The sequence below is a fragment of the Stenotrophomonas sp. TWI1409 genome (genome assembly GCF_039673015.1).
Classification (GTDB): domain Bacteria; phylum Pseudomonadota; class Gammaproteobacteria; order Xanthomonadales; family Xanthomonadaceae; genus Stenotrophomonas; species Stenotrophomonas maltophilia_A.
The window spans coordinates 1-22,100 of sequence record NZ_JBDJKU010000021.1 but is presented as its reverse complement, the minus strand read 5'-3'; the positions used below and the strand labels follow the sequence as shown (position 1 = coordinate 22,100).

Sequence of the window (22,100 nt, the reverse complement as noted above, 5' to 3'; positions counted from 1 at the left end):
GCACCGATGAATACTGCTGTGGATGCTGTCGAACGTACTGAAATCCTGATCATCGGCGCGGGCCCGGCCGGCTCGGTGGCCGCGGCGATGCTGCGCCAGCAGGGCCGCCAGGTGCTGATGCTGGAGCGCCAGCAGTTCCCGCGCTTCTCGATCGGTGAAAGCCTGCTGCCGCAGAGCATGGAGTACATCGAAGCGGCAGGCCTGCTGCAGGACGTGGTCGAAGCGGGCTTCCAGCACAAGAACGGCGCCGCCTTCGTGCATGGCGAGGCGCGCACCGCGTTCGACTTCAGGAAGAAGTTCTCGCCAGGTTGGGGCACCACCTACCAGGTGCAGCGCGCCGACTTCGACAACGTGCTGGCGCGCGGCGCCGAACGCATGGGCACCACGCTGCGCTTCGGCGATGAAGTGCTTGCGGTCGAGCCGGGCGAGCAGCCGGCGGTGACCGTGCGCCGCCCGGACGGCAGCGAGTACCGCATCGAGGCCGATTTCATCCTCGATGCATCCGGTTTCGCGCGCCTGCTGCCGCGCCTGCTGCAGCTGGAATCGCCGTCCAACTTCCCGGTGCGCGGGGCGATCTTCTGCCACGTGCGCGACAACATTCCGGCCGAAGCGGACTTCGACCGCAACAAGATCCTGATCACCACCCATCCCGAGCACATCGACGTCTGGTACTGGACGATCCCGTTCTCCAACGGCTGCTGCTCGCTGGGCGTGGTCGCCGAGCCGTCGTTCTTCGAGCGCTACGAGGGCGACGACCTGCAGAAGCTGCAGGCCATCGTTGGCGAGGACCCCAACCTGACCCGGCTGCTGGCCAACGCCGAATGGGCGGTGCTGCCGGTGCGTCGCATCACCGGTTACTCGGCCAATGTCAGCTCGTTGTGGGGCCCGGGCTACGCCCTGCTGGGCAATGCCGGCGAGTTCCTTGACCCGGTGTTCTCCTCCGGCGTCACCATCGCCTTCAAGTCCGCGCAGCTGGCCAGCGAATGCCTGGCGCGCCGCTATGCCGGCGAAACCGTCGACTGGGAAGCTGAATTCTCGATCCCGCTGCGTGCCGGCGTGAAGACCTTCCGCCGCTTCGTTGAAAGCTGGTACGAGGGCGGCTTCCAGAAGATCATCTACCACCCGCAGCAGCAGCCCGAAGTACGCGACATGATCAGTTCCATCCTGGCCGGCTACGCCTGGGACACCAACAACCCGTATGTGGCCGACGAAAGCGGCCGCCGCATGCGCGTGCTGGAGCAGCTGTGCAGCGCCTGATCGCCCGTACCGCGGCCGTGCTGCTGTGCCTGCTGCTGGCCGCCTGTGCCGGCCGCATGCCCAAGCCATTGGTGGAACTGCCGCCGCTGCGCCTGTCGCCGGCCAGCCTGCCGGCGCCGCTGGCATTGCAGCAGCAGCTGCATTTCCGGTTCGGTACGCATGAGCGCGACCTGGATGCTCTGCTGGAAGCCGATGCGCAGCAGGTGCAGCTGGCGGTGCAGGCGATGGGCCAGACCGGCGTGCGCCTGCAGTGGGACGGCCAGCAGCTGACCCAGCAGCGCGCGCCGTGGCTGCCGCCGCAGGTACGTGCCGAGCGTGTGCTGGATGACCTGCAGTTCGCGCTGTGGCCGACCGCGGCCATTGCCGCCGCGTTGCCGGCAGGTTGGCAGGTCAGCGATGACGGCCGGCAGCGCAGCCTGTCGCGCGACGGCACGGTGTGGCTGCAGCTGCAGCGCCTGGACGATGGCAGCGTGCAGTTGGACAACCGCGCCGAAGGCTATGCGCTGCGCATCGAATCGATCGACATGGCCGGGCAGGACCGATGAGTGCACCGATCTACCTGAACGACCTGGGCGTGGTCTGCGCGCTCGGCGATGGCCGCGCCGCGGTCGCGTCGGCGATGTTCGCCGATGTGCCGGGCGGGCTCAGCGACAACGACAGCCTGCTGCCGGGGCGCACCCTGGCGCTGGGAGAGGTGCGCACGCCACTGCCGGCGCTGGAGGACCTGCCGGTGGCCCTGCGCGGGCGCAACAACGCCCTGCTGGACGTGGCACTGGCGCAGATCGCACCAGCGGTGGCCGCCGCGATCGCCCGCCATGGTGCCGAGCGTGTGGCGGTGGTGCTGGGCACCAGCACCTCGGGCATTGGTGAATCCGAGCAGGCCCTGCGCACCCACGCCGAACAGGGCCAGTGGCCGCAGGGCTTCGATTACGCCCAGCAGGAAATGGGCACCGCCGCGCAGTTCGTGCGCCAGCGCAGTGGTGCACAGGGGCCGGCATGGACCCTGTCCACCGCCTGCTCGTCCAGCGCCAAGGCGCTGATGTCGGCCGCCCGGATGCTGCGCGCCGGCATCGTCGATGCGGTGATTGCCGGCGGTGCCGATTCGCTGTGCCGCTTCACCGTGGCCGGCTTCAGCGCGTTGGAATCGGTGTCGGCACTGCGCTGCAATCCGTTCTCGCAGCACCGCTCCGGCATCAACATCGGCGAGGGCGCCGCGCTGTTCCTGCTTACCCGCGAGCCGGGTCCGGTGTGCCTGGCCGGGTGGGGCGAATCGGCCGATGCCCATCACATGTCCGCCCCCGATCCGCAGGGGATGGGGGCCATCGACGCCCTGCAGCAGGCGCTGCTGCGCGCCGGCTGGGGCGCCGACGAAGTGGATTACGTGAACCTGCATGGCACCGCCACCGGGCACAACGATGCGATGGAAAGCCTGGCGGTCTCGCAGGTGCTGGGCAATGGCGTGCCGGCCAGTTCGACCAAGCCGCTGACCGGCCATACGCTGGGTGCCTCGGGCGCGATCGAGGCGGCGCTGTGCTGGATCCTGCTGGCCGAGAACCCGCAGCAGCAGCTGCCACCGCACTGGTGGGACGGCGTGGCCGACCCCGCACTGCCGGTGCTGCCGCTGGTCGCGCCGGGCTCCTGCCTGGCGCAGGCGCCGCGGCGGGTGCTGAGCAATTCGTTCGCCTTCGGCGGCAGCAATGCCGTGCTGGCACTGGAGCGTCGATGAATACGCTGTACGCGATCGAGGACGTGGTGCCGCACCGCCAGGACATGTGCCTGCTGGAGTGCATCACACAGTGGGACCAGGACGCCATCGAGGCCGAGCTGGTGGTGCCCGAGGCCGGCCTGTTCGTCGAGGATGGCCAGGTGCCGGCATGGGTCGGCATCGAATACATGGCGCAGGCCATCGCGGCCTGGGCCGGCTGCCGCGCGCGTGCGGCCGGCAAGCTGCCGCAGCTGGGCTTCCTGCTCGGCAGCCGCCGCTACAGCAGCGCGCGCAGCAGCTTCCCCAGCGGATCGCGGCTGCGCGTACAGGCGCGCTGCGAGCTGTTGGGTGACAATGGATTGGGGATGTTCGCCTGCCGCATCCTGGCGGGCGAGGACGAATGGGCGACAGCCAACGTGTCGGTGTTCGAACCGGCCGACGCGATGGCCTATCTGGAGAGTGGACAGGCATGACAGGGAATCGAAGCGTGCTGGTGACCGGCGCCAGCCGGGGCATCGGCCGGGCCATCGCGCTGCGCATCGCGCGCGATGGCTTCGACGTGGTGGTGCATTGCCGCAGCCGCCTGGAAGAGGCACAGGCCGTGATGGCCGAGATCCAGGCCTTGGGCCAGCAGGCCCGCGTGCTGGCGTTCGACGTAGCCGACCGCGAGGCCGCACGCGCCGCGCTGGAGGCCGATGTCGAAGCGCACGGCGCGTACTACGGCGTGGTCTGCAATGCCGGCATCGCCCGTGATGGCGCCTTCCCGGCGCTGTCGGCGGAGGATTGGGACCAGGTCATCCACACCAACCTGGATGGCTTCTACAACGTGCTGCATCCGCTGATCATGCCGATGGTGCGGCGGCGCAAGCCGGGCCGCATCGTCACCCTGTCGTCGGTGTCCGGGCTGGCCGGCAACCGCGGCCAGGTCAACTACAGTGCCGCCAAGGCCGGCATCATCGGTGCCACCAAGGCGCTGGCGCTGGAACTGGCCAGCCGCCAGATCACCGTCAACTGCGTGGCCCCGGGCCTGATCGAGACCGAAATGCTCAACGATGAAGTGATCGAACACGCGCTCAAGCTGATTCCCGCCGGCCGCGTCGGTCGTCCCGACGAAGTGGCGGCCACGGTGGCGTTCCTGCTGTCCGAGCCGGCCGGCTACATCACCCGCCAGGTGATCTCGGTGAACGGAGGCATGCTCTGATGGCCGCCGATCGTCGCGTGGTGGTCACCGGTGCGGCCACCATCAGTCCGCTCGGCCACGACTGGCCGACCATCGAAGCGCACCTGCGCAGCTGCCGCAATGCCGTGCGCACGATGCCCGAATGGGATGTCTATGCCGGCCTGAACACCAAGCTGGCCGCGCCGGCGCAGGACTTCGAGCTGCCGCCGAACTACAACCGCAAGACCACCCGCTCGATGGGCAAGGTCGCGATCATGTCGGTGCGCGCCACCGAGGTGGCACTGCGCGAGGCTGGCCTGCACGAGCACCCGGTGCTGCGCAGTGGCCGTACCGGCGTGGCCTACGGTTCGTCCTCGGGCAGCCACGAGGCCACCGGTGAATTCGGCCGCATGCTCAACGAGTTCACCACCGACGGCATCAGTGCCACCACCTACCTGAAGATGATGAGCCACACCGCGCCGGTCAACATCGGTGTGTTCTTTGGTTTGTCCGGGCGCGTCTACACCACCTCCAGTGCCTGCACCTCGGGCAGCCAGGGCGTGGGCGCGGCCTACGAAGCGATCCGCAGCGGCAAGCAGACGGTGATGGTGGCTGGCGGTGCCGAGCAGCTCGATGCCACTGCCGCGGCAGTGTTCGACACCCTGTTCGCCACCAGCGTGCGCAATGATGCGCCGCAGACCACGCCGCGCCCGTTCGATGCCGGCCGCGATGGCCTGGTGCTGGGCGAGGGTGCCTGTACGCTGATCCTGGAAGACCTGGAGCACGCGCAGGCACGTGGCGCCACCATCCTTGCCGAGGTGGTCGGCTACGGCACCAACAGCGATGGCCAACACGTCACCCAGCCCAGTGCCGACACCATGGCCCAGGCCATGCGCCTGGCGCTGGAGGATGCCGGGCTGGACGCGGCGCAGATCGACTACGTCAACGCCCACGGCACCGCCACCGACCACGGTGACATCGCCGAGACCCAGGCCACCGCGCAGGTGTTCGGCAGCCGCATGCCGATCAGCTCGCTGAAGAGCTACGTCGGCCACATGCTGGGCGCCTGTGGTGCGTTCGAGGCCTGGATGAGCATCGAGATGATGCGCGCCGGCTGGTTCGCGCCCACCCTGAACCTGGTCGAGGTCGATCCACGCTGCGGCCAGCTCGACTTCATCACCGGGCAGGGCCGTGAACTGCAGGCCGAGTACGTGATGAGCAACAACTTCGCCTTCGGTGGCATCAACACCTCGCTGGTGTTCCGCCGCTGGCGCGAGTGATCCACCGCCCCACCGCCGCTGTTCCCGCAACCTACCCGCACCCTCGACAAGGAGATGTTCCGATGCGCCGCACTCTCATGATCGCCACCGCCACCACGCTGCTGGCCCTGGCCTCCACCGCTTCTGCCCGCGATACCCGCGTGGAGCAGTCCCTGCAGGAACTGGTCAATTCGCAGGCTGCCAAGGACGCCGGCATCGACGGCAGCGTCCGCTTCTACCTGGCCGGCCAGCCGGTCAGCGTGCAGCAGCGCCTGGGCGAAGACGTGACCAACAAGAAGACCAACGCCGCCAACAAGAGCGATGCCGAGGCCTGCCGCTGGGTCGCGCTGTCGGCGCTGCGCGCGCTGCAGGACGGTGCCAAGTCGCGCGGCGCCAACGCCGTGGTCGACATCGTCAGCTACTACAAGAAGAACGAGTTCAAGAGCAGCACCAACTACGAATGCTATGCCGGTGCGATCCTCGCCGGTGTCGCGCTGAAGGGCACCTACGCCAAGGTCAAGTAAGCGCCCGTGTGGCGGCGGCGTTGGCTGAACGCCGTCGCCACATTGCTGAATCCCGCCGGGGAAACGCCGCCGATCACGCCGCCATCGTCGGCTGACGGCTTTCCCCGGTGTCGGCTTTCCGACACAATCATGGCTCTTCCCGGGTTATCGTCCCGCGGACATGCACGCCTACGTCTATAAAAGCCAACTCAAGCCGGACACCTACGTCTACGTTCCCCGTCGCGATGATTTCAGCGCGCTGCCTGCGCCGCTGCTCACCTCGCTGGGTGCGCTCACCTTCGTCCTGGACGTGGCCCTGGATGCCCAGCGCCGCCTGGCCCAGGCCGATCCGGAAAAGGTCCGCAGCGAAATGAGCGAGCGCGGGTTCTACCTGCAGGTGCCGCCATCGGTGGCCAGCCTGATGCCGCGCCACTATGACTGACACGTCCCGTCCGCGCGCCCTGTCGATCGCCTTCGCCGTCGGTGCCGTGCTGGCGCTGGGCGCCGCTGTGGGCGGCGTTCCAGGCGCCATCCTTGCGGCACTGGCGCAGCCGGCGTTCGCGCTGGGTGTGTCGTGGTGGCGTCGCAGCCGAGCGCTGCTGCCGCTGAAGATCGTCGCGCGCCAGGACCTGCCGGCGCTGCTGGCGTTGTGGACGGCGGCGCCGCTGTTGCTGGCGCTGCTGCTGGCCTGGCCGCTGGCGGCGCTGCGTGACAGCGGCAGCCTGGCCGCGGTGCTGGGCCTGAGCGTGCTGGTCAGTGCCGGCCTGCTGGCGGCCTGGCGCACCTGGCCGCTGTGGAACGATGTCGAACGCCTGGACGGCAATCTCGCCCAGCATTGGCAGGCGCTGGCCGGACGCGATCTGACCGCCTGGCGCGGTCTCGGTGTCGCCGCGCTGGTGATCGCGCTGGCCGCGCTGGTGGTGCTGCCGGCCTGGCCGGGCCTGTTGCCGGAAGGCGCGCGCTGGCCCGCCGCGCTGGCGGTGGTGCTGCTGTCTCCCGTGCTGCACCTGCTGCTGCAGCGGGTGGCGCCGGCACCCTTGGTGTCGCTGCGCGCGAGCCCGTTGGCCAGCGCCGGCAACGAGCACGAACCGATGTTCGCAGCTGCGGCCGAAACCGCGCCGCTGGAGGCGATGGCGCCGCAGGAGCTGACCCCGGCCCTGTATGAAGCCGCCCGCCATGGCCGCATCGACCGGGGCCTGCAGTTGCTGCAGGCCGGTGCCGATCCGTATGCGCTGCCGGACCCGAACTGGCGCGACCAGCGCAGCCTGGCGGTGCTGGCGGCGGTGCTGCCGGACCTGCGCCTGCTGCGCGAACTGATCGCCCGCGGCGTCGATGTGAATGCGCCGCACCGGGGCATGACCCCGCTGCTGGCCGCCACCCGCGACAGCTGGCACGGCCGCCCCGAAGCGGTGATGACCCTGCTCGCCAACGGTGCCGATTCGCGTGCCATCGACAGCGATGGCAACACCCCGCTGCACCATGCGGCGCGCAGTTCCGACCCGGGCGTGGCCGCGCTGCTGCGCGATGCCGCCGCCGAAGTCGACGCGCTGAACAACGAGGGCTGGTCGCCGCTGGCCGTGGCCTGCCAGGTCGGCAACTGGCGCCTGGCCCGCTTCCTGCTCGAACGCGGTGCGCGCAGCGAACCGGCCGAAGGCACCCCGGTGTTGCTGGCCGCGGCCGCCACCGAAGACGACGATCCGGCCGGCGTGCAGCTGCTGCTCAAGCACAAGGCGCGGGCTGACGCGCGTGATCGCCAGCGCCGCAGCGCGCTGCATGAGGCCGCACTGGCTGGCCACGTCGAGATCATCGGCGTGCTGCTGGGTGCCGGTGCCAATCTGGAAGCGCGCGATGCGCTGGGCCGTACGCCGTGGCTGGAAGCGGCCCGTGCCGGCCGCGCTGCCGTGGTCGAGCATCTGCTGCCGCACAAGCCGGATCTGGTTGCGGTGGACGGCGAAGGCCGCAATGCGGTGCAGCTGGCGGCGATGGCCGAGGATGTCTCGCCATTGCTGATCAAGCGCCTGGTCGAGCTGGGCATCGCCGCCGATGCCACCGATCCGGTTGGCCGCCGTGCGGTGGACTACGCCGCCGAAGCCGGTCGCTGGGCGATTGTGGCCCTGCTGGACCCGTCCTATCCGTTGCCGGCCGCCGTCAGTGATGGCCTGGCCGAGCGCGGCGAAGCCGCCAGCGCCAGTGGCCTGCTGCCGGACCGTCCGCCGCTGACCCTGCTGCGCGAAGCGCTGGGCTTCGGCAACACCGATGGCATGGCCGCGCTGGCCAAGCTGTGCCAGCCGGAAGAACTGGGTGGCCTGCTGCTCGATCCGGAACTGGCACTGGAGCCGCGTGCGGTCGATTGGCTGCTGGGCCACGGCGCCGATCCCTACGTGCGTGACGCCTGCTCCGACACGCCGATGTTCGCGCTGCTGTCGCGCGGCATCGATGCGGTGCCGGCGCTGCAGGTCATGCTGCAGCGCGGCCTGTCGCCGGCCGGACGCGGTGGCCTGGCGCGCTTCCTTGCCGCCTGCGCACAGCACGATCAGGCGGCCCGTGGCCTGGAGCAGCTGGCGCTGGAACTGCTGGAACGTGGTGCCGATCCGTTCGCGGCCTCGCCGGCGGGTGACCCGCCGTTGTCGCTGGCAGTGCGCCTGGGCTGGCTGCGCCTGCAGCAGGCCCTGCTCAAGGCCGGTGTCGATCGTGAAGCGCGTGACAGCCATGGCATGACCGCATTGCATCTGGCCACCGCATTGGCCCGCGAAGGCGCGCTGAAGCTGCTGGTGCAGCACGGTGCCTCGCCGGAAGCACGTGCCGCCGATGGGCAGACGCCGCTGGGCGTGGCGCTGTCGATCGGTCGCCGTGACCTGGCCGACTGGCTCGACTGGCGGGTGTGGCCGTTGCCGCGCCGCACCCTGCGCGAGGCCGATCTGCCGGCCGCTGCGATGGCCGGTGACGTCGATGCGGTGCGCCGCCTGATCGATCTGGGATTTGCCGTCGACGCAGTCGACGCACAGGGCTGCACCGCGCTGCTGCGTGCGGCCGGTGGTGGCCATCTGGCAGTAACCGACCTGCTGCTGGCACGCGGCGCCGATCCGCAGCACGCCGCTGCCAGTGGCGCGACGCCGCTGTCGGCGGCGGTCAGCATGCGCCAGGTGGACATCGTTTCGGCCCTGCTCGACGCCGGTGCCAAGCTGGAACACCGCCTGCCGGGCGGCGTGACCGTGCTGATGCTGGCCTCGGCGCTGGGCCTGCCGGACATCGTCGCGCGCCTGCTCACCGCCGGTGCCGACGTGCATGCCGGTGACGCGCAGCAGCTGGGCCCGCTGCACTGTGCCGCGCTGTACGGTTTCAGTGCCCGCGACCGCTCGCGCCTGCTGGCCCTGCTCGACACCCTGCTGCTGGCCGGTGCCGAACCGGACCAGGCCGCTGCCGGTTCGGTCACGCCGCTGCTGCTGCTGCTGGGTGCGCGTGCCGAGCCGGGTACCGCCTGCGACGAGCAGGTGGTGATGGCGGCGGTGGAACGCCTGCTGGATGAGGACGTGAGCCTGGACGTGCGTGATCCGCGCGGTTTCGGCCCGCTGCACCTGGCCGCGCTGCATGGTCTGCCGCTGCTGGTGCAGCGCCTGCTGCGCGCCGGTGCCGATCCGGAAGTGCGCGACAGCCTCAACCGCAGCCCGCGCGAGATCGCGGTGATGCGGGGCTTCATCGACGTGGCCGGCGAGTTCGAGCCGCGCGTGCCGGGCGTCTCGTCGATGGCGCGGTTCCTGCGCGACAACGGCTGATCGGGACCCAGTAGATCCACGCCATGCGTGGATGATCGTGTCCGGAAGCCAAAGCACCCACGCCTGGCGTGGATCTACTGCCGGAATCCGCAGTGGGTAGTGCCGGCCGCGGGCCGGCAACCTCATGATGCTGCGGATGTCACGGGAATGCCGGCCAGCGGCCGGCACTACCGCTGCACGGTTCAACGTTTCTCGAAGCGCTCCTCGAAGAACTCATCCAGCGCCTTCCATGCGCGCTTCGCCGCGCGCTCGTTGTACTGGCAGCCCGGCGGGCTGTTGGCATCGCGCTCGGCAAAGCAGTGCACCGCGCCGCTGTAGTTGGTGAATTCCCAATCGACCTTGGCCGCGTTCATTTCTTTCTGGAAGCTGCCGATGTCCTCGGCGGTCACGCTGGTGTCGTCGGCGCCATTGAGCACCAGCACCGACGGGTGGCTGCCACCAGCCTGTGCCGGCAGCGGCGAACCCAGCCCGCCGTGCAGGCTGACCACCCCTGCCAGCGGCGCACCGGCACGGGCCAGCTCCAGCACCGTGGTGCCACCGAAACAGAAGCCCACCGCACCGATCCGGCTGGCATCGAGCGGCGCCTTGCCGGCCTGGGCCTTGAGCACGTTCACCGCCTCCAGCGCACGCGCACGCAGCAGCGGCCGGTCGTTGCGGAGCTTGGTCGCCACCGGCCCGGCCTCGGCATCGGTCTTCGGCCGCACGCTCTTGCCGTACACATCGGCCACCAGCACCACATAGTCATCGCCAGCCAGCTGCTTGGCCTTCTCCACCGCCGACTCGTTCACGCCTTTCCAGTTCGGCACCATCACCAGCCCGGGGCGCTTATCGTTGTCGCCGTCGTCATAGACCAGCACGCCACTGAAGGTCGTACCCTGGTGCTTCCACTCCACCGGCTGCGTCTTCATCGCCGCCCACGCCGGCATCGCCGCCAGCCCCAGAACCACCGCCACACCGCATCGCCAACGATTCATGCGCCTGCTCCGCAAGAAAAAGGGGACGGAGGGGATTAAGCCGTATTCGCCCCTCCCGCGTCGCATTCTGCATTGGCGACGTGACGCAGGTGTGGTTGGATACGACTTAATCCCCTCCGTCCCCTTTTTTCGCATGAATCTTGTTGATCGCTTCCTGTCTGGCCTGATCCCCCGCCTGCCTGCCGAGGATGCCCCGCAGTGGGCCCACGTGCAGGGCGCCAGCGGCGAAGACCTGCAGCGCCTGCGTGCGCAGTGGCCGCAGGTGCCGGACAGCCTGCTGGAACTGTTGTCCCGCGTGGATGGCACCCACTTCCGTGAGTACCCCGGCGGCGAGGTCTGCGTGCTGGTGCTCGGCTCGGACGTGGAGGACGGCGGCTATCCCTACTACCTGCGTTCGGTCGCGCAGATCTTCGAGGACCAGCAACAGTGGGACGACAGCATCCGTTCCATCTACGAAGAGTGGCTGGATGACGAGCCGGAGATCCTGGGTGAGGGCATCGACGCCGATCTGCCGATGAACCGCCGCCTGTGCTTCTCGCACTGCATGAACAACGGCGGCACCTCGATGCTGTACCTGGATTTTGATCCCGCGCCGGGCGGCGCGGTCGGCCAGGTGGTGCGCTACCTGCACGATCCGGACAGCTATGCGGTGATCGCGCCCAGCTTCGATGCGTACCTGCAGCAGCTGATCGAAGGCGGCTACGCGTTCATCGACGAGGAGCAGTAGATCCACGCCATGCGTGGATGAATTTCTCCGGAGGTTGCCGGCCAGCGGCCGGCACTACCTTCAAGCGATACCCAGCCCGGGAATCGCGCTGATGCTCTCCGGGTCAAACCCAGCCAGCTCAGCGAAATGACGGCCACGCGCCACGTAATCCCGGTAGGCACCAAAGCTCGGCGCGCCAGGCGACAGCAATACCACCCCGCCCTCAGAACCCAGCGCAGAACGCGCCAAAGCGATTGCCTCCGGCAGATCGCCGGCGGCGTGCAGACCGAAGCGACCGGCATCGGCCAGCGGCTGCAGCATCGCGTGGATGCGCGGGCCGTTGCTGCCCATCGTCACGATCTCCACCGGCGGCACGTCGTGCGCCATGTGCTGCATGAAATCGGTCCAGTCCAGGCCACGGTCATGCCCGCCCACCAGCAACGCGATGCGCTGGCCGGCGAAGCACTCCAGCGCGGCCAGGCTGGCATGCGGCGTGGTGCTGATCGAATCGTTGACGTAGGTCAGGCCATCGGCCGCGCCGATGCGCTGCAGGCGATTCGGCAGCGGACGGAAATCCTGCACCGCCGGTGCCAGCGCCACGGCGTCCAGCCCCAGCGCTTCCAGCGCCGCCAGTACCGCACACAGGTTGCCGCGGTTGTGGCGACCCGGCAGCGGCGTGTTGCGGGTATCGAACACGGCCTGCTCGCCGCGATGCACGATGTCACCGCGCATGTGCCAGCCCTGCGGCTGGTTGAACCAGACCACTTCGCTATCGGGCAGCGACAGCGCAGCCAGATGCGGATCGGCGGCATTGAGCACGGCGATGCGCGGTGCGGCTTCAGTCACCAGCCGCAGCTTGTCCTCGATGTAACGCTGCTCGCTGCCGTGCCAATCCAGGTGCTCCGGGAACAGGTTCAGCACCACCGCTACCTGCGGATGGGCGCCACTGCGCGCCACTTCGCCGGTCTGGTAGCTGGACAGTTCCACCGCCCAGTACTCGGGCGCGGGCTGCGGATCCAGCACTTCCAGTAGCGGCAGGCCGATGTTGCCGACCAGGCCGGTGCGGTGGCCGGCGGCACGCAGCAGGTGCGCGACCAGCGCGGTGGTGGTGCTCTTGCCCTTGGTGCCGGTCACGCACACGGTGTCGTGCACGATGCCATCGGCACCCGCATGCTCGGCAAACCACAGCGCGGTGCCACCGATGAAGGTGGTGCCCTGCCCCGCCGCCGCCAGCGCGACCGGCTGGTAGGGGCTGATCCCGGGCGACTTGATCACCACGTCGAACGCGGCCAGCGCTTCAGCAGAAGGCTCGCCACGCACATCCAGCGCGCCCCGCGTTTCTGCGCGTGCGGCCTCGACTTCTGCCGCCGGGCAGAACAGGCTCAGCGGCAGCGTGGGCAGGCGCTCACGCAGCACCGCAAACGCGGCGCGGCCCTCACGGCCCCAGCCCCACAGCGCAACGCGCTTTCCTTCAAGCTTCGAAATCTTCACGCACCCGTTCCCACAGCGCAGCCGGAACGCGGTGCTCGCCCTGCAGCTGCAGCAGCGGTGCCAGTTCCAGTTCGGCGGCATCCAGCTGCGGCTGGATCTCATTGCAGAAGCGCTTCACCAGCACGTCTTCCTTCCACTCCGGGCGCTGCGCCAGGGTCGCCATCGCCGCACGCGATTCGCGGCCTTCGCCCACGCACTCGAACGGCTTGTGGTCCTGGAATTCCAGCAGTGCATCGAAGCCACCGGCCTGCTCGGCATCGTCCAGCAGGTTGCGGCCAAAGATGCGCACCAGGCGCGTCTTGGGCATGAACGGGGCCAGCGCCAGGAACACGAAATGGCACTTCGGGCAGACACCGCACCAGCGGTTCACCGGGCGCTCGCCGAGGATGTGGAAGTTACGGTTGCAGCTGGAGAAATGCGCGTCGTAGAAATCGGTCTTGGCGAACTGGCGGGCCACTGCCAGCTCCGACATCGGGCGCAGCAGCGAGTAGTACTGCAGGTCCGCCGCTACGTGCGTCTGCACATGGCTGCCGAACGCCTGCTCGAATGCCCAGCCCTTGGACCACTGGTGGTTCACTTCGCCGGTGCCCGGAATCTGGCTGCCGTAGCTGGCCGAACGTTCGTTGGAGAACACCACCTGGTCCACGCCCTGCAGCAGCGCGGCCAGCACCATGATCGCCGAGTTCACCGCAGTGACCGGGATATGCCCGTTCCACGCACCCTGGCGGTTCAGCTCGAACAGTTCCGGCGCCAGCGCGCGGCCCAGGTTCAGCGTCGGCAGGCCGGTGCGTTCAGCGCAGGCACGGATCAGCTGCGAGCCACCGATCCAGGTCACCGTCTCGTCCACGCCGGCACGGCGCAGCGCTTCGATGCTGACCAGCGAATCCTTGCCGCCACCGATCGCCACCAGCGCGTGCGGCTGCAGGCCCAGCACCGGCGCCTGCACTGCCTCGCCTTGCACCGGCAGGCGGAAGCGCCCGCGCAGGTTCAGGCCGTTGCGGTAGGCAAATTCACCCAGGCCATTGAGGTAGACCGTCTCCACCAGCGCAGCGGTATCGGCATCGATGGCGTAGCTGTCGATGCTGACCGTCTCCGGCACGCCCGCCTTGTAGTAGCTGACACCGGCGATCAGGTGCAGCAGCTGCAGCGCGCGCTGCACAGCGGCGGTACGCGCTTCGTCCAGCATGAACGGGGCGCCCGGCACGGTGATGGTTTCCACCATCTCCGGGCCGTCATCAAAGGCGTAGACCAGCTTGGCCACGCCGGTGTCCGCGGCGAATTCGCAGCGGACGAAGCGGAAGCGGGAAACCTGGTGTTTGTCGAAAGCAGTCATGGTGTATCCGGTCAGGCACGGGCCCGCGCGATGGCGCGGGGCGTGTCGGTGGGCGGGTGCAGGGCGCGCGCGGTGGTCATTCGATCACGTCTTCGCGCGGCAGCATCCGCTGGTTGTAGGTGTTGGCCATCGAATAGCCGTAGGCGCCGGCATCGGCGATCAGCATCACGTCGTCCGGTGCGGTCGACACCGGCAGCTTGCGGCGCTTGCCGAACACATCGCTGGATTCGCAGATCGGCCCGACCACGTCGAATGCCGCTTCGGCATAACCGCCCTGGCGGCTGAGGTTCTCGATGTCGTGCCAGGCGTCGTACAGGGCCGGGCGCATCAGTGCGTTCATGCCGGCATCCAGGCCAACACGGCGCACGCCGTCCTTCTCCACCACCTGGGTGACATGGGTCAGCAGCACGCCGGACTCGGCCACCAGGTAGCGGCCCGGCTCGATCGCCAGGCGGAATGCCGGATGCAGCGCCTTGACCTCGGCCAGACCCTCGGCCCAGGCGTCCAGGTCGAACGGCTCGTCTTCGTCGCTGTACGGAATCGGCAGGCCACCGCCGATATCGATGGTGTGTACGCTGCCGATGCGACGGGCGAAACCGGCCAGCTCATCGCACATCAGGCGCCAGTGCTGCGCGGTTTCCACGCCACTGCCGAGGTGCGCGTGCAGGCCGACCACGCGGCTGCCCAGATCGGTGGCCGCGCGCACGAACTCATCGACGCGGGCGATCGGCAGGCCGAACTTGGAGTCCTTGCCGCCGGTACGGACCTTGGCATGGTGGCCTTCGCCACGGCCCAGATCGACGCGCAGCCACAGCTCACGGTTGCGGAACAGGTCCGGCCAGCGCTGCAGCGCTTCGACGTTGTCGACGGTAACGGTCACGCCCAGCGCGAACGCGGCTTCGTACTCGCTGCGCGGGCAGAAGCTGGGGGTGAACAGCACACGCTTGGGCGACAGTTCCGGCAGGTGCTGGAACACGTGCTTCAGTTCGCCGTGCGATACACACTCAAGGCCGAAGCCCTCGGCTTCCAGCAGCTGCAGGATGGCCGGGTGGCTGTTGGCCTTGATCGCGTAGTAGCGCTGGTCGATCGGCTTGATCGCGGCCAGCGCGCGGGCACGGGCGCGCACGGTCGGCAGGTGGTAGACATAGCGCGGCGTACCGGCGTCGGCCAGCTGCAGCAGGTGCGCCCGCTGGCCCCGCCACCACGGCGTGCCACGCGGGCGCACGGTGCCGGCGATCTCGCGCCAGCGTGGGCCGAACACTTCGGTCTCTTCCACCGGCATCGCACCGCTGTCGATCAGCTCGGCGTGCAGGATCGGCAGCAGGCCATCGGCATCGGCTTCGTCGATGACGAAGGTCAGGTTCAGGTCGTTGGACGACTGCGAGATCATGTGCACGCGCTCGCGGCCGAAGGTGGCCCACACGTCCGACAGCTTGTGCAGCAGCGAGCGCATGCCGCGACCAACCAGGGTGATCGCCGCGCACGGCACGATCACCTTCACCTTGCAGATCTGCGACAGGTCGGCCGACAGCGCGGCCAGCACATCGGTGTTGACCAGGTTCTCGGACGGATCCAGCGATACGGTGACGTTGGTTTCGGCCGAACCGATCAGGTCCACCGACAGGCCATGCTTCTTGAACAGGTTGAACACATCGGCCAGGAAGCCGACCTGCTGCCACATGCCGATGCCTTCCATCGACACCAGCACGATGCCGTTGCGGCGGCTGATCGCCTTCACGCCCGGGACCGGTGCAGCGCTGCCATCGATGCTGGTGCCCGGCAGTTCCGGGCGCTCGGTATCGAGGATGGCCATCGGCACGCCGGCATCGCGGCACGGCTTGATCGAGCGCGGGTGCAACACCTTGGCGCCAGTGGTGGCGATTTCCTGCGCCTCGTAATAGTCCAGGCGGGTCAGCAGGCGCGCGTCCGGCACGTCCTTCGGGTTGGCACTGAACATGCCCGGCACATCGGTCCAGATCTCCACGCGGCTGGCACCGAGCAGCGCACCGAAGTACGCCGCCGAGGTATCCGAGCCACCACGGCCGAGGATGGCGGTACCACCATCGGCATGCCGCGAAATGAAGCCCTGAGTGATCAGCAGGCGGGTCGGCTGCGCGCGGAAGCGCTGCATCCACTCCGCATCGGCACGCCACTGGCAGTTCACCGACAGCCGCTGCGACCAGTCGCTCTGGTTCGGCTGCGGCGGCATCGCGTCCAGCCACTGGCGGGCATCCATCCAGCCCATGTCCAGGCCCGAGGCGTGCAGGTAGGCAGCACCCAGGGTGGAGGACAGCAGTTCGCCCTGGCCCAGCACTTCGGCCTGCCACTGCAGCGGCCGGGTGGCCGCGCGCGCGTCGTCGAGCAGCCCCTGCAGCGCCGCCAGGCGCTCGGCCAGCACCTCGCGACCCAGGCCGAGTTCAACCAGGAAGGCCTCGTGGCGTTCGACCAGCGCCGCCACGCGATCACGGCTGTCCGGCGCGCCATCGGCGATCGCGGTCAGTTCGTTGGTGACCCCGGACAGCGCCGAAACCACCACCAGCACGCGCGAGCCGGTCTCTTCCGCACGTTTTTTCGCCAGCTTCCCGATCGTGTCCCAGCGATGACGACGCGACACCGAGGTGCCGCCGAACTTCAGTACGATCCAACGATCGACAAGGGGGGAAGCTGACATGGATTGGCTATGTAGAATGTGGGGAAGCCGCCCTCGGGGGCGGAACCTTTGATTCTAAGCGCAATATCCTCGTAGATGGCCGTCCTCCGTTACCTGCAGCTCGATGTCTTCGCCCCCCGCCCCGGCACCGGCAACCCACTGGGCGCCATCCTGGACGCCGACGAGCTCTCCAGCAGCCAGATGCAGGCCCTGGCCGCCTGGCTGAACCTGTCCGAGACGGTGTTCTTCCTGCGCCCCAGCGCGCCCGGCGCCGATTACCACATCCGCATCTTCACCCCGACCCGCGAGCTGGCATTTGCCGGCCACCCCAGCGTCGGCGCCGCCTGGGCGGCGGTGATCTGCGGCCTGGCGCAACCACGCGACGGTGCCCTGCTGCAGCAATGCGCGGCGGGGTTGCTGCCGGTACGGGTGAGCGGCCCGGCCGAGGCACTGCAGATCCAACTGGCCAGCCCACCGGCGCAGCAACTGGACACAGCGGCGGACGGAGCGCCGGAAACGCTGCTGGCGCTGGCTGCCAGCGGGCACGTACCCGAACTATGGGACAACGGCGCTCGCTGGTGGCTGCTGCCGCTGCGCGACGCCTCCGCCGTACGCAACCTGGTGCCGGACATGGCCGCACTGGCCGACTGGAGCCTCGCCACTGATGCCACCGGCCTGGCCGTGTTCGCCGACGAAGCTGGCACCGACCACACCCGGGTGGTGCGCGCTTTCTGCCCCGCTGATGCGGCCGCCGTACCCGAGGACCCGGTGACCGGCAGCGCCAATGCCCTGATCGGTGCCTGGCTGCGGCAGCGCGATGCCCTGCCGGGCCGCGAGGGCCACTACGTGGCGAGCCAAGGCCGCGAAGTCGGCCGCGACGGCCGCGTGCAGGTGCAGGTCGATGCGCAGGGCACGGTCTGGATCGGCGGCCAGGTGCAGCCGGTCATCGACGGCCACATCCACTGGTAGCGCACGGAAAAAAGGGGACGGAGGGAATTAAGTCGCTTATGGCACATGGGGCAAAAGCGACTTAATTCCCTCCGTCCCCTTTTTGGTGCCCCGCGCTACGCTATGCGGCCTGTTTACTGGAGTGCCGCCTGATGTCCACCCGCCGTTTCCTGCAGCTGGATGTGTTTTCCCCGCGCGCCGGCGCCGGCAATCCGCTGGCCGTGGTGCTCGATGCCGAGGGCCTGGACGACGCCAGCATGCAGGCCATCGCGCGCTGGACGCGCCTGCCCGAAACCACCTTCGTGTTCCCGCCGCAGGTCGCCGGTGCCAGTTACCGGCTGCGCATGTTCAGCCCGCAGAAGGAAGTTCCGTTTGCCGGCCACCCCAGCGTCGGCACCGCGCATGCGGTGCTGCAGGCCGGCCTGGCCGCAGCGGTCGATGGTGTGCTGGTGCAGGACGGCATTGCCGGTGCCCTGCCGCTGCGCGTCAGCGGTGAAGGTGCGCAGCAGCGCATCGCCATCCGCACGCCGCGCGCGCAGCTGGCCGAGACTGCCGAGGCGACCGATCCACGCCTGCAGGCCGCACTGAAGGACTGGCCGCTGGGCACGCTGCCGCCGGCGCGGATGCAGGGCGGACGCAGCTGGTGGGTGGTGCAGGTGGCCGATGAGGCCGCATTGCGCGCATTGCAGCCGGACTGGGATGCGGTGGCCGCACTGGCCGAGTCCACCGACAGCATGGGCGTGTTTGCCTATGCCTTCAGCGATGGCAGCGAGGGCTTCGATCTGGCCGTACGTGCCTTCGTCGGCAATGGACGCCGCTTCGAGGACGCCGCCTCCGGTGCCGCCAATGCGGTGCTGGCCGCATGGCTGGACCTGCGCGATGCGCTGCCCCGTGGTCGCGCACCGTTCGAAGTCAGCCAGGGCCGCGAAGTCGGCCACGACGCGCGCCTGACCCTTTTCGTCGATGAAGACGGGGAAGTCTGGTCCGGTGGCCAGGTGCAGACGGTGATTACCGGCACCCTTGACTGGTGATTGTGATGGGGGGTGGTAGAGCCGAAGGCAGCGGCAGGAGCCGCTGCCAACGTCGGACGCGACGGCCCGGAGGGTGGCGGCCAGGAAGGCCGCCATAACGCTGGCCGGTTGTTACCTGGACCTCGACATCATGCGGTTGCCGGCCAGCGGCCGGCACTACCCTCAGCCCAGCTCGGCTTCCAGGCTGATCGGCACTGCGCTCAGCGCCTTGGATACCGGGCAGTTCTGCTTGGCGTCATCGGCAATCGCACGGAACTGCGTCGCGTCGATGCCCGGCACCACCGCCTTCACCTTCAGCCGGATCTGCGACAGCTGCGGGCCGCCTTCCAATGACAGATCGACCTTGGCTTCGGTATCCAGCGAAGTCGGGGTAAAGCCGGCTTCGCCGAGCTTGGCCGACAGCGCCATGGTGAAACAGCCGGCGTGCGCGGCAGCGATCAGCTCTTCCGGATTGGTGCCCTTTTCGTCGCCGAAGCGGCTGTTGAAGCCGTAGCGGGTCTTGTCCAGCAGCCCACTCTGCGGCGTGCTCAACTGCCCCTTGCCCGACTTCAGATCGCCTTCCCAATGCGCGGTGGCGTGTCGCGAGATTCCCATGTGCTGCTCCTGCGTGACGGTGATGAACGGTCACCCTCGCACGGGAGGCGTTAGCCCTGCGTCGCTCCGCCGCACGCCACAGGTCCGCCGGAAACCGGACAACTGGTCACTTCTTCGCCAGGCCGGCGCGCATTTTTCCCTTGTTTTCAGTGGTTTCGCGCATTCCTCCGATGGGCAGGCGCGGGCCATCGCGCGCGCTGCCACACCCCCTTCCTCCACTGCCGGCCATGTACTGAATCGGCCTGGATATGAAAAAACATGCACTTTCCGCGCTTCGGGCTATTGGCGGCGCCCGAGAGTTGCCCTACATTGCGCTTGCCGACGGGGTTCGGCGCCGACCAAACAACCAACCGTTCACGGAACAGGAAACCATGGCAAAGACCGCTAAGAAGGCTGCCCCGAAGAAGGCAGTGAAGAAAGTCGCGACGAAGGCAGCCGCCAAGCCGGCCGCTCCGAAGCCGATCAAGGAAGTGCTGACCAAGTCCGGCCTGGTTGCACACATCGCTGAAGCCTCCGGCGTCATCGCCAAGGACGTCCGCGCTGTGCTGGCCTCGCTTGAAAGCGCCGTCGCCTCCTCGGTGCACAAGAAGGGCGCTGGCTCCTTCACCCTGCCGGGCCTGCTGAAGATCACCACCGTCAATGTGCCGGCCAAGCCGAAGCGCAAGGGCATCAACCCGTTCACCAAGGAAGAGCAGTGGTTCGCTGCCAAGCCGGCCACCACCAAGCTGAAGGTGCGTCCGCTGAAGAAGCTGAAGGACGCCGCGCTGTAAGCGCGCGCCCCAACGCGGATTCCGACGGGACGGCTCTGGCCGTCCCGTTTTTTTTGTCCCAACCACAGCCCGCAACACAGCGTTGCCGCATCCCCGGGAATGCGCGTACAGGCCCGTCGCCATTGGCTGGGCGTGGTCCGTTGCGGCCCCGGAACGTACCGGGTGGAACACTGCGTGCAGCCCCGGCCATCGCCGCCGGGCACGGCCTTGCCTAAGGTGGGCACATCCTCCACAGCTACGGCGAGCACACCCTCATGGCCAGCCCCTCCACCCGCTACCGGATCTCGGTGACCCCCATCGAAAAGGACGGGTTGCAGTGCACCGGGCGCTGCACCATCGAACTGGAACATCGCGCAAGCCGCGACCTGATGCGCCTGCTGGAAGCGGCGCCGCGCACCGCTGGTATCAGCGGCGACGAGCGCGCGACCCTGGTGATCGCCACCCAGCTGCTGCGCGACATCGTGCAGCGCCACGCCGACACCGAAGGCCATGCCCTGGCCGCCATCGCCGCGCAGGTGCTGCCGGCGCTGGATGCACTGGAACAGCTGCCCTCCTCCCGCTGATCGCGGCACAGCCGATACACTGCCTCCTTCCGTTCGCCTCGGGGAGGAGGCAGACATGCGCAGGTTCCTGATACTGCTCGCACCGCTGGTGCTGCTGGCCTGTTCCCGGCCGACATCGCAATCCGATCCAGCGGATGCCACACCGTCGGCCACGGCCGAGGCGGCTGCCCGCACGAAGTCACAGACCGCCGCAGAAGGCGATGCACCGACCGTGCAGGCCATCGATGTCGATCCCCTGTTTGCCGCCGTCGCGGCCGAGGCCGAGCTGCCGGCGGGAATGCTCAATGCCTATGTCATGGCCCTGCTCAATCGCGATCGCAAGGCCGTCGACGCCGCGTGGACCTTCCCGCCCAGCGATGCACGACGCGCCGACGATGCCGCATTGCGCCAGCTCACGGACGTGCGCAGCCTGCGCCTGACCAGCGAACTACCGATCGCGCGCGACGGTCACCAGCCGCCGCAGCTGCTGGAGGTTCCGGTACAGATCCGCGCAGTGACCCCTGAGGGCACCTTCCGCTTCGGCGGCTGGTACCGGGTGCAACCCCGTGCCGATGGCCGCGCCTGGCAGATCCAGTCGGCGCAACTGCGGCCAACGCTGGACTGAACCGTTGCAGCGGCATGCACGCGCGATTCAGCCGGCACGGCTACTCTTTGATTCGTCCATTCATATCCACCGGTCACCGCCATGCGCCTGCGTTCCCTGATGACCCGCCTTGCCGCCTCCACCGTACTGATCGCCGCTGCGATCGGCGCCCAGGCCGCCCCTTCCATTTCCGGCCGCGAACTGTCGGTCGGCGCCAGCGACGTGCAGCAGTACCTCGATGGCAGCTTCCCGCGCACCCAGGACGCCCTCGGCGGCCTGATCGCGCTGACCATGAGCCATCCACAGCTGAGCCTTCCGGCCGGCGAACGGCTGAACCTGGGCATGGATGTGGCACTGGCCACCGCCGGTGGCAACCCGGCCAAGCTGGGCACGGTGAAGCTCAGCAGTGGACTGCGCTATGACGCGCAGACCCAGGGCTTCCACCTGCAGCAGCCCAGCGTGGATGACTTCACCCCGGCCAACCAGGGCGGTCGCCTCGATTCGCGCACCCGCGGCCTGCTCAATGCCTGGCTGAGCGACTACGCCCAGCGCGAACCGATCTACAAGCTGGACCCGGCCGTGGCCGGCCTGCTCGGCGCCCTGCAGGTGCAGTCGGCGCAGGTGAAGAACGGCAAGCTGGTGGTCACCTTCAACCAGAACCTGGGCAACCTGGTGCCGGCAGGCGTGCTGGGTAAGTAAGGTAGTGGCGGGCGGGGGGCGGCGCGCGGTTTACCAGTGTTGCGGGCCGCGGGCCGGCCCACCCCCGGGGGGGGAGCCCGGTTGGGGGGGGAAGGGGGGCGG

Annotated in this window: 21 protein-coding genes; 16 read left to right on the top strand and 5 right to left on the bottom strand. The window is 68.7% G+C overall.

Annotated features, from left to right (window positions below; all coding sequences use genetic code 11):
* Nucleotides 1-6 precede the first annotated feature (6 nt).
* From ABE423_RS09015 to ABE423_RS08975, 9 genes are all read left to right on the top strand, one after another.
* Entirely contained in the window at nt 7-1,257 is a 1,251-nt protein-coding gene (locus ABE423_RS09015; protein ID WP_032129172.1) for an NAD(P)/FAD-dependent oxidoreductase, read from the top strand.
* The gene (locus ABE423_RS09010) at nt 1,245-1,802 is read left to right on the top strand and encodes a DUF3261 domain-containing protein (protein WP_107433485.1); all 558 of its coding nucleotides are present in this window, start codon (nt 1,245-1,247) and stop codon (nt 1,800-1,802) included. The genes ABE423_RS09015 and ABE423_RS09010 overlap by 13 nt, the downstream gene beginning before the upstream one ends.
* Nucleotides 1,799-2,983, top strand: coding sequence for a beta-ketoacyl-ACP synthase (locus tag ABE423_RS09005; protein ID WP_134951922.1), 1,185 nt, complete (start codon nt 1,799-1,801; stop codon nt 2,981-2,983). The genes ABE423_RS09010 and ABE423_RS09005 overlap by 4 nt, the downstream gene beginning before the upstream one ends.
* Nucleotides 2,980-3,435, top strand: a complete 456-nt coding sequence (locus ABE423_RS09000; protein ID WP_346485789.1) for a hypothetical protein — start codon at nt 2,980-2,982, stop codon at nt 3,433-3,435. The genes ABE423_RS09005 and ABE423_RS09000 overlap by 4 nt, the downstream gene beginning before the upstream one ends.
* Nucleotides 3,432-4,163 carry a 3-ketoacyl-ACP reductase FabG2 gene (locus tag ABE423_RS08995; RefSeq protein WP_049398676.1) on the top strand — a complete coding sequence of 244 codons (732 nt, stop codon included), beginning with the start codon at nt 3,432-3,434 and terminating at the stop codon, nt 4,161-4,163. Before ABE423_RS09000 ends, ABE423_RS08995 begins: the two co-directional genes overlap by 4 nt.
* Nucleotides 4,163-5,401 carry a beta-ketoacyl-ACP synthase gene (locus tag ABE423_RS08990; protein ID WP_346485787.1) on the top strand — a complete coding sequence of 413 codons (1,239 nt, stop codon included), beginning with the start codon at nt 4,163-4,165 and terminating at the stop codon, nt 5,399-5,401. Before ABE423_RS08995 ends, ABE423_RS08990 begins: the two co-directional genes overlap by 1 nt.
* A gap of 62 nt (nt 5,402-5,463) precedes the next feature.
* Nucleotides 5,464-5,904, top strand: coding sequence for an excinuclease ATPase subunit (locus tag ABE423_RS08985; RefSeq protein ID WP_346485785.1), 441 nt, complete (start codon nt 5,464-5,466; stop codon nt 5,902-5,904).
* Between the two features lie 160 nt (nt 5,905-6,064).
* Nucleotides 6,065-6,325, top strand: coding sequence for a YcgL domain-containing protein (locus tag ABE423_RS08980; protein WP_180837874.1), 261 nt, complete (start codon nt 6,065-6,067; stop codon nt 6,323-6,325).
* A complete protein-coding gene (locus tag ABE423_RS08975; RefSeq protein WP_125893369.1) occupies nt 6,318-9,656 on the top strand; it encodes an ankyrin repeat domain-containing protein in 3,339 nt (1,112 codons plus the stop codon). The genes ABE423_RS08980 and ABE423_RS08975 overlap by 8 nt, the downstream gene beginning before the upstream one ends.
* Before the next feature lie 182 nt (nt 9,657-9,838).
* On the opposite strand, the gene ABE423_RS08970 is transcribed toward ABE423_RS08975, so the two are convergent.
* Complete coding sequence (locus ABE423_RS08970; protein WP_180838146.1) at nt 9,839-10,630, bottom strand: dienelactone hydrolase family protein; 792 nt, start codon at nt 10,628-10,630, stop codon at nt 9,839-9,841.
* A 133-nt stretch (nt 10,631-10,763) separates the two neighbouring features.
* Between ABE423_RS08970 and ABE423_RS08965 the strand changes: the two genes are divergently transcribed.
* Nucleotides 10,764-11,357: an SMI1/KNR4 family protein gene (locus ABE423_RS08965; protein WP_125894212.1), complete on the top strand. Its 594-nt coding sequence runs from the start codon at nt 10,764-10,766 to the stop codon at nt 11,355-11,357.
* Between the two features lie 60 nt (nt 11,358-11,417).
* Here the strand turns inward: ABE423_RS08965 and murD are convergent, their stop codons facing one another.
* From murD to ABE423_RS08950, 3 genes are all read right to left on the bottom strand, one after another.
* Nucleotides 11,418-12,827: a UDP-N-acetylmuramoyl-L-alanine--D-glutamate ligase gene (murD, locus tag ABE423_RS08960; protein WP_125894210.1), complete on the bottom strand. Its 1,410-nt coding sequence runs from the start codon at nt 12,825-12,827 to the stop codon at nt 11,418-11,420.
* Nucleotides 12,808-14,160, bottom strand: a complete 1,353-nt coding sequence (gene murL, locus ABE423_RS08955) for a UDP-N-acetyl-alpha-D-muramoyl-L-alanyl-L-glutamate epimerase (protein ID WP_125894208.1) — start codon at nt 14,158-14,160, stop codon at nt 12,808-12,810. Before murL ends, murD begins: the two co-directional genes overlap by 20 nt.
* A gap of 76 nt (nt 14,161-14,236) precedes the next feature.
* A complete protein-coding gene (locus ABE423_RS08950) occupies nt 14,237-16,831 on the bottom strand; it encodes a bifunctional aspartate kinase/diaminopimelate decarboxylase (protein ID WP_100437481.1) in 2,595 nt (864 codons plus the stop codon).
* A gap of 75 nt (nt 16,832-16,906) precedes the next feature.
* Between ABE423_RS08950 and ABE423_RS08945 the strand changes: the two genes are divergently transcribed.
* Nucleotides 16,907-17,779 carry a PhzF family phenazine biosynthesis protein gene (locus tag ABE423_RS08945; RefSeq protein ID WP_293794692.1) on the top strand — a complete coding sequence of 291 codons (873 nt, stop codon included), beginning with the start codon at nt 16,907-16,909 and terminating at the stop codon, nt 17,777-17,779.
* Between the two features lie 131 nt (nt 17,780-17,910).
* Nucleotides 17,911-18,789: a PhzF family phenazine biosynthesis protein gene (locus tag ABE423_RS08940; RefSeq protein ID WP_125894204.1), complete on the top strand. Its 879-nt coding sequence runs from the start codon at nt 17,911-17,913 to the stop codon at nt 18,787-18,789.
* Nucleotides 18,790-18,951: 162 nt separating this feature from the next.
* Here the strand turns inward: ABE423_RS08940 and ABE423_RS08935 are convergent, their stop codons facing one another.
* The gene (locus tag ABE423_RS08935) at nt 18,952-19,383 is read right to left on the bottom strand and encodes an OsmC family protein (protein ID WP_005408443.1); all 432 of its coding nucleotides are present in this window, start codon (nt 19,381-19,383) and stop codon (nt 18,952-18,954) included.
* A 371-nt stretch (nt 19,384-19,754) separates the two neighbouring features.
* Here ABE423_RS08935 and ABE423_RS08930 point away from each other — a divergent pair, with 371 nt between their 5' ends.
* The 4 genes from ABE423_RS08930 (at nt 19,755) to ABE423_RS08915 (ending at nt 21,998) form a co-directional block, all read left to right on the top strand.
* Nucleotides 19,755-20,153 carry an HU family DNA-binding protein gene (locus tag ABE423_RS08930; RefSeq protein ID WP_010483539.1) on the top strand — a complete coding sequence of 133 codons (399 nt, stop codon included), beginning with the start codon at nt 19,755-19,757 and terminating at the stop codon, nt 20,151-20,153.
* 254 nt (nt 20,154-20,407) lie between these two features.
* On the top strand, nt 20,408-20,716 hold the full coding sequence (locus ABE423_RS08925) for a DUF3861 family protein (protein WP_049398822.1): 309 nt from the start codon (nt 20,408-20,410) through the stop codon (nt 20,714-20,716).
* A 55-nt stretch (nt 20,717-20,771) separates the two neighbouring features.
* Entirely contained in the window at nt 20,772-21,320 is a 549-nt protein-coding gene (locus ABE423_RS08920; protein WP_125894202.1) for a hypothetical protein, read from the top strand.
* An 81-nt stretch (nt 21,321-21,401) separates the two neighbouring features.
* Complete coding sequence (locus ABE423_RS08915; protein WP_012510326.1) at nt 21,402-21,998, top strand: DUF1439 domain-containing protein; 597 nt, start codon at nt 21,402-21,404, stop codon at nt 21,996-21,998.
* Nucleotides 21,999-22,100: the final 102 nt, after the last annotated feature.